General features: G+C 71.2%; 13 protein-coding genes. 9 read left to right on the forward strand and 4 right to left on the reverse strand.

Annotated features, from left to right (window positions below; all coding sequences use genetic code 11):
• Window positions 1-18 precede the first annotated feature (18 nt).
• The 5 genes from BM290_RS41015 to BM290_RS41035 all read left to right on the forward strand — a co-directional run bounded on the left by BM290_RS41015 (window position 19) and on the right by BM290_RS41035 (window position 4964).
• Window positions 19-330: a hypothetical protein gene (locus tag BM290_RS41015; protein ID WP_093621374.1), complete on the forward strand. Its 312-nt coding sequence runs from the start codon at window positions 19-21 to the stop codon at window positions 328-330.
• 118 nt (window positions 331-448) lie between these two features.
• A complete protein-coding gene (locus BM290_RS41020; protein WP_239143845.1) occupies window positions 449-1075 on the forward strand; it encodes a DUF4352 domain-containing protein in 627 nt (208 codons plus the stop codon).
• A gap of 104 nt (window positions 1076-1179) precedes the next feature.
• A complete protein-coding gene (locus BM290_RS41025; RefSeq protein ID WP_203779553.1) occupies window positions 1180-3390 on the forward strand; it encodes an Orn/Lys/Arg family decarboxylase in 2211 nt (736 codons plus the stop codon).
• Window positions 3383-3919, forward strand: coding sequence for a hypothetical protein (locus tag BM290_RS41030; RefSeq protein WP_093621375.1), 537 nt, complete (start codon window positions 3383-3385; stop codon window positions 3917-3919). Before BM290_RS41025 ends, BM290_RS41030 begins: the two co-directional genes overlap by 8 nt.
• A gap of 16 nt (window positions 3920-3935) precedes the next feature.
• The gene (locus BM290_RS41035; RefSeq protein WP_093621376.1) at window positions 3936-4964 is read left to right on the forward strand and encodes a hypothetical protein; all 1029 of its coding nucleotides are present in this window, start codon (window positions 3936-3938) and stop codon (window positions 4962-4964) included.
• 77 nt (window positions 4965-5041) lie between these two features.
• Here BM290_RS41035 and BM290_RS41040 read toward each other — a convergent pair whose 3' ends face one another.
• Window positions 5042-7900 carry a 3-keto-alpha-glucoside-1,2-lyase-like domain-containing protein gene (locus tag BM290_RS41040; RefSeq protein WP_239143844.1) on the reverse strand — a complete coding sequence of 953 codons (2859 nt, stop codon included), beginning with the start codon at window positions 7898-7900 and terminating at the stop codon, window positions 5042-5044.
• Between the two features lie 312 nt (window positions 7901-8212).
• On the opposite strand from BM290_RS41040, the gene BM290_RS41045 reads away from it, so the two are divergent.
• The 4 genes from BM290_RS41045 to BM290_RS41060 all read left to right on the forward strand — a co-directional run bounded on the left by BM290_RS41045 (window position 8213) and on the right by BM290_RS41060 (window position 10921).
• A complete protein-coding gene (locus BM290_RS41045; protein ID WP_093621378.1) occupies window positions 8213-8746 on the forward strand; it encodes a carboxymuconolactone decarboxylase family protein in 534 nt (177 codons plus the stop codon).
• Between the two features lie 100 nt (window positions 8747-8846).
• Window positions 8847-9443, forward strand: a complete 597-nt coding sequence (locus BM290_RS41050) for a MarR family winged helix-turn-helix transcriptional regulator (RefSeq protein ID WP_177320109.1) — start codon at window positions 8847-8849, stop codon at window positions 9441-9443.
• Window positions 9444-9574: 131 nt separating this feature from the next.
• The gene (locus BM290_RS41055; RefSeq protein WP_143134125.1) at window positions 9575-10369 is read left to right on the forward strand and encodes a nucleotidyltransferase-like protein; all 795 of its coding nucleotides are present in this window, start codon (window positions 9575-9577) and stop codon (window positions 10367-10369) included.
• Between the two features lie 21 nt (window positions 10370-10390).
• Window positions 10391-10921 carry a hypothetical protein gene (locus tag BM290_RS41060; protein WP_093621381.1) on the forward strand — a complete coding sequence of 177 codons (531 nt, stop codon included), beginning with the start codon at window positions 10391-10393 and terminating at the stop codon, window positions 10919-10921.
• A 123-nt stretch (window positions 10922-11044) separates the two neighbouring features.
• Here BM290_RS41060 and BM290_RS41065 read toward each other — a convergent pair whose 3' ends face one another.
• The 3 genes from BM290_RS41065 to BM290_RS41075 all read right to left on the reverse strand — a co-directional run bounded on the left by BM290_RS41065 (window position 11045) and on the right by BM290_RS41075 (window position 12658).
• Entirely contained in the window at window positions 11045-11470 is a 426-nt protein-coding gene (locus BM290_RS41065; protein WP_093621382.1) for an OsmC family protein, read from the reverse strand.
• A gap of 103 nt (window positions 11471-11573) precedes the next feature.
• A complete protein-coding gene (locus BM290_RS41070) occupies window positions 11574-11930 on the reverse strand; it encodes a cyclic-phosphate processing receiver domain-containing protein (protein ID WP_093621383.1) in 357 nt (118 codons plus the stop codon).
• Window positions 11924-12658, reverse strand: coding sequence for a S16 family serine protease (locus tag BM290_RS41075; RefSeq protein WP_143134126.1), 735 nt, complete (start codon window positions 12656-12658; stop codon window positions 11924-11926). The genes BM290_RS41070 and BM290_RS41075 overlap by 7 nt, the downstream gene beginning before the upstream one ends.
• Window positions 12659-12783 lie beyond the last annotated feature (125 nt).

Below are 12783 nucleotides of genomic sequence, written 5' to 3' on the forward strand. Positions count from 1 at the left end.
GGGGAGAGGGACGGTCGGATGGCGGTGATAGCGCAGGCGTACCCGCTGTGGTGCGCGACCCTGGACGGCGCCGAGGTGCGCGCCGGGCGGGTCTTCGGGTGGATGTCGGACCAGCCGTCCCCCGAGGTCCCGGCCGCGGAGCGGATCGCCGACGCGGCAGCCGGGGCGGACACCCGGTTCTCGCCGCTGGTGACCTGGGATCCGCCGAAGGCCGGGCTGGTGGCGGGGGTCCTGGTGCGCTGCGGCCGCGACCAGGACGGACACTTCGCGCCGCTGCGGTTCGGCGACACCCGCGAGGAGGCGATCGCCGCGGTCGCCGCCGGGCGGTAGCCCCCGATTGTCCTTTCGAGCGAAGAATGCCACCGATCAGGCAGGTTAACTGGTTAGGCATCGCCCGGTAGCTGACAGTGAGGGGAGTGAAGTCGGCCCGGTCCCGTGGAGTGGTCAGATGTCGCACGACCTTCGTCAGCAGCGCCGCCCGGTCCGCGCCGCCAGGAGCGTCTCCCCGGTCAAGGTGACGGTGGCGGTCCTGGTGTCGGCCCTCGCGGTGATCGCGCTGTTCGCCGCCGGGATCGCCGCCGAGCAGTTCAGCCACGGCCTACCCGCCGCCGGGACGGCCACCACCGGGCCGCCCGCGCAGGCGGTCCGGGCCGCCCCGTCCGGTCCGGCGCCCGGCGAGGCGGTACGCGACGGGAAGTTCGAGTTCACCGTCACCCGGATGGACTGCTCGAAGACCACCGTCGGCCTGGAACACCTGAAACGTACCGCCGAGGGCAGGTTCTGCGTGATCAGCCTGACCGTGCGCAACATCGGCGACGGCTCGAAATACTTCGTCGGACAGGCCCAGACGGCGTACGGCACCGACGGCGCCGCCTACGACAGCGACGAGCTGGCCGGCCTCTACGCCAACCGAGGCGTGGAGGCGTTCCTGCGGAAGCTCGCCCCCGGCGAGAAGGTGTCCGGCAAGCTGGTCTTCGACGTGCCGGCGAACGCCGAACTGGACACCCTCGAACTGCACGACTCCCCGCTCTCCGGCGGGGTACGGGCGCCGCTGCGCCGCGGCCGGGCCGGCTGAGCGCCGCGTCACCCGCATCGGGGACCCGCGTCCTGATCGCCGGACCGGCCGCTGCGCGCCTGGCTAGGGTCACGGCGAGCCCGGCGGTGAGAGGACGGTCCACGGTGTCGTTTCCGGTCACGATCGTCACGCCCGCACCGGCCGGCGCCTGGCGGCCGCTGGAGATGCTCGAAGCCGCCCTGGGACGGGCCGGGCTGGAGCTGCGGCGGTTCGGCGGGGACGGGCGGGACACCGGGATGCTCGCGCACGTCGCCCGGTCCAGCTCGGCCGTCGTCTACACGGTGCCGCCGGACGCCCCCGCCGTCGGGGCTGCGGCCGACTTCGTGCACACCGTCCGCGGGTACAACGACCGGGTCCCGATCCTGCTGTTCGGGGAGCAGTTGACGGCCCGCGGGATACCCCAGCCGGTGCTGGCGAGGATCGACGGGGTCGTCAACGCGTACGAGGACACGCCCGACTTCCTGGCCCGGAAGATCCACCGTGAGGTGAGCCACTATCTGGGCCAGCTGCCTCCGCCGTTCTTCGAGGCCCTTCTGCGGTACGCCGGCGACGGCGCCTACTCCTGGCACTGCCCCGGCCACTCCGGCGGCACCGCGTTCCTGAAGAGCCCGGTCGGCACCCTGTTCCACGAGTTCTTCGGCGAGAACCTGCTGCGTGCCGACGTGTGCAACGCGGTGGAGGATCTGGGGCAACTGCTCGACCACAGCGGCCCGATCGCCGACAGCGAGCGTCTCGCCGCCCGCACGTTCCGCGCCGACCACCTCTACTTCGTCACCAACGGCACCTCCACCTCCAACAAGATCGTGTGGAACTCGCTGGTGGGGCCGGGTGACATCGTGGCCGTCGACCGCAACTGTCACAAGTCGGTGCTGCACGCCATCATCCTGACCGGGGCCGTGCCGATCTATCTGATGCCGGCCCGCAACAAGGCCGGGGTGATCGGGCCGATCCCGCGACGCGAGTTCACCGCCGCGGCGTTGCAGGAGAAGATCGAGGCCAGTCCGCTGATCGCCGACAAGAGCCGGCCGATCCGGCTGCTGACGCTGACCCAGTCCACCTACGACGGGATCATCTACCGCGCCGACGAGTTGCGCCGCAGCCTCGACGGCGTGGTGGACGCGATCCACTTCGACGAGGCGTGGCTGCCGCACGCCGCCTTCCACCCGTTCTACGAGGGCATGCACGGCGTCGCCAACGACCGGGACCGCACCGGCCGCACCGTCGTCTACGCCACCCAGTCCACCCACAAGCTGCTCGCCGGGCTGTCGCAGGCGTCGCAGATCCTGGTCCAGGACACCACCGACGGCCACTTCGACGAGCGGGTGTTCGCCCAGGCGTACCGGATGCACACGTCGACCAGTCCGCAGTACGCGATCATCGCCAGCTGCGACGTGTCGGCGGAGATGATGGCCGGCCGGCGGGGCCCGGCGCTGGTCGAGGAGACGATCACCGAGGCGATGGAGTTCCGGCGCGCGATCATCCGGGTCGGCGACGAACGGGCCGCGGACGGCGACTGGTGGTTCGGCGTGTGGGGCCCGGACACCCCGGCGCGCACCGGGCTGGCCGAGCGGACCGAGTGGGAGCTGACCGCGGACGCCGCCTGGCACGGCTTCGACCGGGTCGACGACGGGTTCACCATGCTCGACCCGATCAAGGTCACCCTGACGACGCCGGGCCTGACCGTGCACGGCGAGTTCAGCGCGCCCGGCTCGCCGAGCATCCCCGGCGTGGTGCTGGCCCGCTACCTCGCCGAGCACGGGGTGGTGGTGGAGAAGACCGGCCTCTACTCGCTGTTCGTGCTCTTCACCATCGGCATCACCAAGGGCCGGTGGAACTCGCTGGTCGCCGAACTGCACCGGTTCAAGAGCGCCTACGACGGCAACGCGGCGATCGAACGGCTGATGCCCGCCTTCGCGAAAGCCTTCCCGGAGTACGCCCGGCGCGGGCTGCGTGACCTGTGCGAGGCCCTGCACGGCACCTACCGGGACGCGGACCTGGCCGAACTGACCACTGCCGTCTACACCGAGCCGGTCGAGCAGGTGACCATCCCGGCCGACGCGTGGACCGCGATGGCCGCCGGACGGGTGGAGCACGTGCCGGTGGAGAAACTGGCCGGGCGTGTCACCGCGGTGCTGCTCACGCCGTACCCGCCGGGGATCCCGCTGTTGGTGCCGGGAGAACGGATCAGCGCGTCGATCGTGCGGTTCCTGCGGTACGAGCAGATCCTGGCGCACCGGTGGCCCGGCTTCACCGGCATCACTCACGGCGTCGTCGACGAGGACGGCCTGCACCGGACGGTGGCCTGTCTTGCCTGATCAGAGCCACGCCAGTGACGGACCGGTCGGCGCCGGGTTCCCCGACGTCCAGGTGCCGGTGGGCGGCGCCGCTATCGATCCGCTCGGCCCGAGCCTGTGGTCCACGACCGGCCCGGCGACGTTGCGCGGCGTGACGGTCACCTACGACCTCAAGGGCGTCAGCGGGGTACGGATCACGCCGGTCGCCCAGGGCGGCGGCGACTGCGCCACACCGTCCCCGGCCCGCGTCGTCTGCACCGATCCACGCGGCCTGTCGTTCGAGGGCGAGACCGTCGAGGCGTACCTGCCGGTCGAGGTGTCGGCGTCGCGGTCGGCCCGGCCCGGCGACACGGGCGAGGTGACCATCACCGTCACCGCCGACGGGCTGACCCCGATCACCGGCGTCAGCGAGGTCCGCGTCCTCGGCCGCCGCGACGACCTCCCGGTCACCGGCCCGGCCGCCGGCTGGTCCGGCGCGCTCCTGCTCGCCGCCGGTGTGATGTGCTTGCTCGGCACACGCCGCCGGCGGAGGATCGTCCCGGCTACCTGACGGAGGGACCATCGCCGTGCCCCAGGACCGCGTCGACCTGCCCGATTTCCAGCGTCTCACCTGGACCGACGTCGACCCCGCCGGCCGCCCCGGCTTCGACCCGGCCGCTGTCGCCGCACTGGTGCGCTCACTGCCCCCGGCCGCCGACGTTCCGCCGCCCGGCACCGACTGGCGCCTCGCCGACTTCTGGCGCGACCGGATGACCGAGGCGCTGGTCGAGCGTCTCGGCCCGTGGGCGGTCGGCTGGGCGCACACGGTGGTCCTGGAGGATTACGAGAATCGCGGCGTCATCCCGATCTGGTGCACGGTCGACCTGCCGCTGACCACGCCGGACGAGACCCTGGACCGCCTCGCACAGGCCCTGGTCGCCTGGCACGAGCTGACGGTGGAGCTCGCCACCGACTCCCGTGGCCGGTTCACGGCGACCGCGCCGGCCGCCGGCTCCGGTGGCCGGCTCACCGCGCCGGCCGCCGGCGACGGCGTCGAGGAGCCGGCGGCGTGGCGGGCCGTGAAAGCGCCCGGCATCAGCCGGTGGAACCCGGGGGACTACACCCGGAAGCTTCCCCACCCGACGACCCTGAACTGGGCCGACGTCGATCCGCACACTCACGGGTTCGACCCGGCGACCGTCGCGGATGTGGCCGCCGGACTCGTCACCGCCGAGACCCTCCCGGCACAGGGCGCGGACTGGCGGCTGCAGGATCTGTGGCTGGAGAGCGTCTCGATCGGCTTCACCGAGCGGTACGGCCGGTGGGCGCTCGGCTGGTGCTGGGCGGTCGGTGAGAGCGACCTGGACGGCTGGGAGCGAGCGGTCGCCCACCTGGTGACCGCTGTCGGCGACCGCACCGGCTACGAGTCCGGCTGGTACAGCTGCTGCACCACGGTCCTGCGCTGGTTCCTGGAAGCGGCCGGCGTCGCCGCCGACGACCACGAGAGGATGCTCGACCACGCGATCGGCGGCCGCTTCGCCAGCTGGATCGAGCCGGCGCCGGAGGTCGTCGCCTCGGTGGCGCAGCGCCTGGCCGGGCAGGTCGCCGGCTCCTGACCGGCCGTCTGCCGGACGCGACCGGGAGACCGTGCCGTGTGCCCCGGCGGCCGCACCGCCGGGGCACACGGGAACCGTCAGGCGGCCGGTTCGATCCAGATGTTGCGGTACTGGACCTTGTTGCCGTGGTCCTGCAGGCGGATGGCGCCGGTGGCCGGGCCCTCCGGGATGTTGCCGCCGGTCCCGTTCGGGATCTCGACGTTGTCGTGCACGGTACGGCCGTTCCAGACGACGGTGATCCGCGCGTTCTCGGTCTTCGTCCCGTCGGCGCCGTAGCGGGCGGCGCGGAACGTGATGTCGTACGTCTGCCACGTCTCCGGCGCGGTCGCGGCGTTGACGTCCGGCGCCTTGACCGTGTAGATCGCACCGGCCTCGTTGTTGGCCAAGGTGGTGTCCCCGAACGAGTCGAGGATCTGCACCTCGTAGCGTTCCTGCTGGTAGACGCCACTGTTGCCGCGGTTCTGGCCGGTCACGTCGTCCGGCAGCAGCGGAACCTTGAACTCGACGTGCAGCTTGTAGTCGCCGTACGCGTCCTTGGTCCGCAGGTCACCGCAGCAGACCTCGGTGGCGTCGCCGGGGATCAGCGGCCACTGGGCGCGGCGGCCGTCGGTGTGCAGCCAGTTGTCGAGATCCTTGCCGTCGAAGAGGGCGATCCGCCCGGCCGGCCGCCGGAGGCTGATCAGGTCGAGGTTGACGTGGCCGGTGTCGAGGGCGTCGACGCGGAACTGGATGGTGTTGGCGCCCTTGCGCAGGCTCACGGTCTCGGTGACGGTCGCCCACTCCTCCCAGGTGACGGTGCTCGGCAGCGACACCTGTCTGATCTTGCGGTGGTTGACGTGCAGGCTGATCGTCTTGGTGCCGCTGAACGGGTTCGGGCCGTTGGAGTAGCGCAGCCCGAGCGCGTAGTCGCCGGCCTTGTCCACGGTGACGTGCATCGTGGTGGACGCGTTGAGGCTGCCGAAGCCGGCGGCGAACCCGATGCCCGAGTAGCCGCGGTGGTCGGTCGCCAGGCCGGCGGCGCCCTCCCGGTAACCCTCCTCGGCCTCGTAGTAGACCGGTTGCGGCTGCTTGCCGGGCAGCTCGTTCATCGTGTACCACGCCTCGGTGCTCCACAGGGTCTCGCCGTCCCGGGACGCGAACGGCCGCGGCGAGCGCAGGTGCACCACCCGGTCCCGGCGCAGGCCGGGCACGGTCAGCGTGACGGTCCTGCGGTCGCCGGAGACCTTGGCGGCGGTCACCGTCAGGGTCTCGGTGTCGACCTGCGGACCGCCGTACTGCGCGGTCGGCGCGTACCGCCACTGCTCCAGCTGATAGGCGGCAGGCAGCTTGGCCACGGTCGCGTCGGACAGCGGCTCGGTGTACTCGATCTTGAAGCCGTCGTTCGTGGCCTTCATGGACTTCATGTCGAAGACCGACGTGCCGTTCGGGGTGAGCTTCTGCAGGCCGAACCGGAGCTTGCCCTCCTGGCCCCAGTTGCCGTCCGCGCCGAGCCCGCCGACGTAGATCGCGCCGTCCGGGCCGGCCGACACCCGGTTGATGCCCGCCTCCAGGCCCTGGGTGTGCCGGAAGACCGCGCCCTGCTCGACGCCTTCGACAGTCTCCAGCGCCGCGCGCTGCAGGCCGCCGTAGGTGACGTCACCGATCAGGAACTGGCCACGGTACGGGCCGGATTCCAGCAGGACGGGCGTGCTGGGGGAGTTGCCGATCTGGTTCTGCGGCAGCCACAGCACCGGGCGGGTCACCGGCTGCGCGTCGTACGGCCCGTCGGGGTTGGTGTAGTGGTTGTAGAACGCCTCGTCCTCGATCTTGATCAGCTTCGACGAGGGCAGCCAGCCGCCCTGGTTGTCGGTGACGTAGATCGAGTTGCCCGGACCCCAGCCGATGCCGTTCGGGGTGCGCAAGCCGCCGGCGACCGTGGTGACCTGGCCGCTCTTGCGGTTGACCACGATGTGGGTGCCGCGCCCGCCGACCGGCTGCGGATCGGTGGTCTCGCCGCCGAGGTTGATCGACACCGAGAGGTTGAGGTAGAAGTTGCCGTTGCGGTAGAGCAGGCCGAACGCGAACTCGTGGAAGTTGCCGCCGAAGGGCCAGACCGCGACCGTACGCCGGGTGTCGAGCACCTGGTCGCCGTCGGTGTCGCGCAGCTCGGTCAGCTCGTGCTTCTGTGACACGTAGACCATGCCGTCGACCACGGCCACGCCCATCGGCTCCTTGAGCCCGCTCGCGATCTCCTGGTACTTGACGCTGCCCGGTCCGGTCTTCCCGGTCACGTTCGAGACCAGGTAGACCTTGCCCTCGACCTTGTCGGTGCCACCCCAGGTGGTGATCACCATCTTCTTGTCGGGCCGCCAGGCGATGCCGGTGACCTGCGGCTCGAAGCCCGGCGGGCGCAGGTCGGTGAGGGTGTACCCGGGGTTCACCGCGGTCAGCGGCAGCCCGTCGCCGGGGGTGTCGGTGCCGGAGACGCACTCCTTGCGGCCGGGCGCGGTCACCCGGACCACACCGGCGTCGGTGCTCAGCGCGGTGGACGGCACGGTGGTGAAGTCGGCGGCGCCCGGGGCCTTCCAGGCCAGGCGCAGCTCCTGGCCGCCGTCGCGCTCGAAGTGCTCGACGCGCAGCGGGTGCAGGCCGGCGGTCAGCTCGACGGCGCCGTCCTTGGGCACGTTGCCGTGCAGGCCGTCGTGGTCGATGACCAGTTCGTCGTCGATCCACAGCTTCGAGCCGTCGTCGCTGGTCAGCCGGAACGTGTACGCCCCGGCGGCGGGCGCGGTCAGGTTGGCGATGGCGTGCGTGACGAAGTTGGACTGCAGCCCGAACTGCTCGTCGGTCGACCAGTCGATCGTGGGCATCAGCTTGTCCACGTTGGGCGTCTGCCCGGGTTTGAGCTCGCAGACCCGGCTCAGCGGCACCCCGATGTCGTAGGTCCGGAGCGTCACCCCCGGCTCCTGCGGCGGCGGTGGATCGACAGCGAACGCCGGTGCCGGCGCGACTATGACTGCGGAAATCATAAGGGTGACCACGGACAGACGTCTCATCTGCGCTCCCCGGTTACGGGTGTGATTCAAGGTTGTGAACATCCTGGATGAGTTCTATTAGGACGTCCAGATCTTTCAATGATTAAGGTCAAAACTTTTCTGTGTACGGACCAAAAGTTCCGTTCGCGGCATGTGTTCGAGGCCACAGCGACAGGAGTGATGTCCGGTCATATAGTTGGCAGTGCCAAGAGTTATCGCGAAGGGAAGAATCTGATGTCTCGTATCGCCACCGTCGACCCCGCCGCCGCCGAAGGCCAGGCCCGGACCCTGCTGAACCGGGTCGAGCGCGCCCTCGGCGTCACCCCCAACATGATGCGGGCGATGGCCAACTCGCCCGCCGTCCTCGACGCCTACCTGCAGTTCTCCGGCGCGCTGTCCAAGGGGCTGCTGCCGGCCCGGGTGCAGGAGCAGATCGCACTGGTCGCCGCCGTGCAGAACGAGTGCGACTACTGCCTCGCCGCACACACGGTCCTCGGCGCCCGCGCCGGTGTCTCGGAGGACGACCTGGTCGCCGGCCGGGACGCCCGCGCGTCGGACCCCAAGGTCGAGGCGGCGCTGACCTTCGCCCGGCAGATCATCGCCACCAAGGGCTTCGTCTCCGACGACGACCTCGCGGCGGTCCGCAAGGCCGGATACGGCGACGGCGAGATCGGCGAGATCGTGGCCGCCGTCGCGCTCAACACCTTCACCAACTACTTCAACTCGGTCGGCCAGACCACGCTGGACTTCCCGGCGGTCTCTTCGTGACCTAGATAATTGGCACTCCCAAGTAGTGGGTGCGGTGGTAGCCGTGCCCACTACTTGCCAGTGCCAAGCAAGTACGATGTGCGGCCGGGGGGTGAAGCTCGTGGCGGATGTGCCCGGGATGCCGCCGACCGGTCAGCTCCTCGTCGGGCTCGCCCGGCTCGGCCAGGCCGTGCGGATGGAGGCGTGGCGCAACGCCGGGCCGCACCACCTGTCCCCGCTGCAGGCCGACATCATCCTGCTGCTGCACGGCCGGGGCGGGGCGCTGCGGCAGGGCGAGATCGTCACGGCGCTCGCCTCCACCCCGCCGACCGTCTCCGACGCGGTGAAGGTGCTGCGCAAGAAGGAGCTCGTCGACGCCGGCCGCGACCCCGGCGACGCCCGGGTGATGCTGCTCGGCCTCACCCCGGCCGGCCACGACGAGGCGGCGCGGCTCGCCATCCAGTCGGAGAAACTCACCGACGCCGTGTCGGCGCTCGACCCCGCCGACTTCGCGGCCATGCTGCGCGGCATGACCCACCTCATGCGCGAGCTGCAGGACCGCCGCGCGATCCCGGTCTCGCAGATGTGCCTGACCTGCCGGTTCTTCGTGCCGCAGGCGCACGCCGACCCGCTGCGGCCGCACCACTGCGACTTCGTCGACGCCCCGTTCGGCGACGCCGAGCTACGCGTCACCTGCCCCGACCACGACCCGGCCTGACGCCGCCCGGCCTGAACGCCGCCCGCCCGCCTGACGCTGCCCGCCTGACGCTGCCCGCCTGACGCCGCCCGGCCTGACGCCGCCCGGCCTGCCCGGAGTCCGCCAGCGGCGCGGCGAGGCATACTGGAGCCATGCGGGCTCGTCCGGTTTCGATGCGACGACGGATGGACGGCGAGTTCCTCCTGTCGTGGGCCGCGAGCGAGCTGCGCCGGGAGCTGGGGCCGTATTCTCGGCCGTTCGAGATCTTCGGCCAGGGGTCGCGGGTCAACGGCACCCACCTCGGCCACGACAGCGACATCGACCTGGTCCTGATGCTCACTGAGCCGGGCCATGGGTGGGAGCGGTTCCGCGACGACGTCCTCACCGTGCTGGGGGAGTCCCACATCGTCCGGATGGGACGGCGCTGCCTCAACGTCGACGACCCCGACTCGCTCTTCGCCGAGATGGTCGACATCCTCGTCGCCACCGAGCACCGCTGGTATCCGGTGCCCGGCTCCCCGCACTACGAGCAGGGGGTGTTCTTCCGCGACCAGCAGGGCCGGCCGATCGTCAACTTCCCCAAACAGCACCGGCTGCACGGCGATGTCAAGGACCTGCGCACCGGCGGCCGCTTCAAACAGGCCGTCCGGGCGGTCAAGCGTGCCCGCCGCTGGGCCGAGGCCGAGCACCTTCTCGAGGAGGGGACCGCTCCGTCGTACCTTGTGGAGTGTCTGCTCTTCAACGTCCCCGACCCGGTCTATCTCTCGGCGCCGGGGCCGGCCCACCGGGAGGCCGTCGCCTGGCTGAGCCGCCACCACCGCGAGGATCCGGAGTCGTTCGCCGCCCTGCCCTGCCAGAACGGGATCAATCGCCTCTTCGGGCCGGGCCCGGATCAGTGGGAGCCGGGCGCTGCTGCGAGAATCATCGACGTCCTTCACCAGATCTGACGTCCGGAGGGTCCTCGCAGCATGGGGTGGACGGCCGCGCAGACCACGGCGGTGCTCGTGCCCGTCATCGCCATCGTCGGTGCGGTGCTCACCGCGCTGCTGACCTACGCCCTCAACCAGCGGGCGGCACGGCGTGAGCGGCGGGCCCGGGCGTTCGGTGAGGCGCTCAGCGTCATCGAGGACTACGCCGAGATGCCCTATCGGATCCGGCGCCGGACCGGCTCGGTCGACGGCCGTCAGCAGCTGACCGAGGAGGTGAGCCGGATCTACTCGCGGCTCGCGTTCCACCAGGCGCTGCTCGACATCGAGGCGCCCGCGGTCGCCGCCGCCTACCGTCACCTGGCCAACGAGGCGAAGTCCGAGGTCGGTGAGCAGATGAAAGCGGCCTGGCAGAAACCGCTGCGCACCAGCGACGCCGAGATGAACCTGGAGAAGCACTACGACCGCTCCCGGGTGGACACGGCCCGCGACCGGTGCGTGCTCACCATGCGGGCCGCCCTCGGCCGGGGCGCCTTCCCCGCGCCGGCCCGTCAGATCCGTCGTGGTGGGTGACCCCTCCGCCCCGCGTGCGTCTCCGTGCCCCCGTGCCGGCGGGTCTGGTCGAGGTGCACGGCACCACCGTGGAGACGGGGGCGCCGGCCACGCCGTAGCCCCGGTCGCATTCCGAAACGGACCCTACTCCGTGCGGGTGTCGACCGGAGTGCCGAGCTCGATCGTGCGCGAGACGGTGCAGAGCCGGTCGTGTGACATGCGCGCCGCGCGGGGCAGCATCTCGCGGGCCGCGTCGCCGCCGGCGCCCTCCGGGAACGTCGCCTGCAACCGGACCACCAGGTTGATCAACCGGTTGCCACCGGTCTCGTCACGGACCTTGTCGGCGGTCACGTGGACGGTGAAGTCGTCGGGCTCGGCGCGCTTGCTGGTGATGAAGTCGACATCCGCGCCGGTGCAGCCACCGAGCGCGGCGAGCAGCAACTCCACCGGGGTGAAATCCGCGCCGTCGCCGACGCCGATGGTCATCGTGCCGCCGCGGGCATTACGAACCTCATACTGCCCGAGGCTCGTGCGGTGCAGGGTCACAGCGCGCTGGGTGTCGTCCGCCATGCCGGTGAACCTATCCCACCATGATCCCGGCGCCGTCGGCGCGGAGGCCCCGAGGCCTCGCCAGGCAGGGCGACGGGGGCCATGGGGACAGCGGTGAACCTGATCAATCGCCGTGCCGGTAGCCCACCGCCGGATCACCCGAAGCGACCCGGACCGGGTAGTCCCAGCGCCGGAGGGCCTGCGCCATCTTCGCCGCCCCGGCGGGATTGGCCGAGTGGATGACGACGACGCCCACGTCGAAGGGCCGGCCGTGGAAGGCGGCGTGTTCGAGCACCTCGACCACCGGCCAGATCGTGTCGTCGCCGCCCAGGTCGTGATCGAGCCACAGCTCGTCGACGCGGTGCGCGCGGTGCCGGCCGAGCAGCGCGACGCCGTCGGTGCTGGTACGGGCCACGTGGGCCGGGCGGCCGTCGGTGAACGAGCGCAGGTCGTCGACGAGGAGGACCAGCGGCGTCAGCATGTGGCCGGTCTGCCGCCGGCGGCGATCGTCCTCAGGGCGAGCAGGGCGTCGTCGACGGTGGCGACCCGGGCCAGCGTCAGGCCGGGCGGCACGACGCCGAGCGCCTCCGCGCAGTTGGCCGCCGGGACCAGGAACCAGTCGACGTCGGCGCCGTACAGCTTCTGGGTGATGCCGCCGATCGGGCCGACCGTGCCGTCGGCGGCGATCTGCCCGGTGCCGGCGATCACGTGCCCGCCGGTGAGGTCGGCGGCGGTGAGCTTGTCGATGATGCCGAGGGTGAGCATCAGACCGGCGCTGGGGCCGCCCACCTCGTCGACCTTGATCGCCACCCGGACCCCGGCCGGGCGCCCGACCTTGCCGAGGGCCACGTCGATCGCGGTGTTCTCCGACGTCGCGAACATCTCCTGGTTGGTCTGCACCACCTGCTCGGTGCTCTGCCCGGCCGGGAAGATCGCCTCACGCGGGATCAGCGCGTCCCGGTCGTCGAACCAGATCCGGGCGGCGGCGGCCGCGTCGATCCCGTCGATGACCTCGACGGTGGTGAGCAGCAGCTGACCGGTGGAGGCGGACACGTCCGCGCCGGTCACGGTGATCACCTCCGGTCCGAGAACGTCCAGAACCGGACCGGGCTCCCGGATGACATACGGCACGGGCGCGAACCAGGCGCCGACGACGAGCAGCGCGGTGACGACAGCACCGACCCCGACCAGCACACCCCGCTTTGGCACCGCTGCACCCTACCCGTCGAGGACCGGAATTCCTTGCGCGGGTCCTGAGAGGGGCTTGAGGTTGCGTTGAGACAGCCGCCCGATCTGATCGGGCATGAACGCCACCGCAGTCGCCACCCCCGCCC

The sequence above is a fragment of the Actinoplanes philippinensis genome, from assembly GCF_900113015.1.
In the GTDB taxonomy this organism is placed as follows: Bacteria; Actinomycetota; Actinomycetes; order Mycobacteriales; family Micromonosporaceae; genus Actinoplanes; species Actinoplanes philippinensis.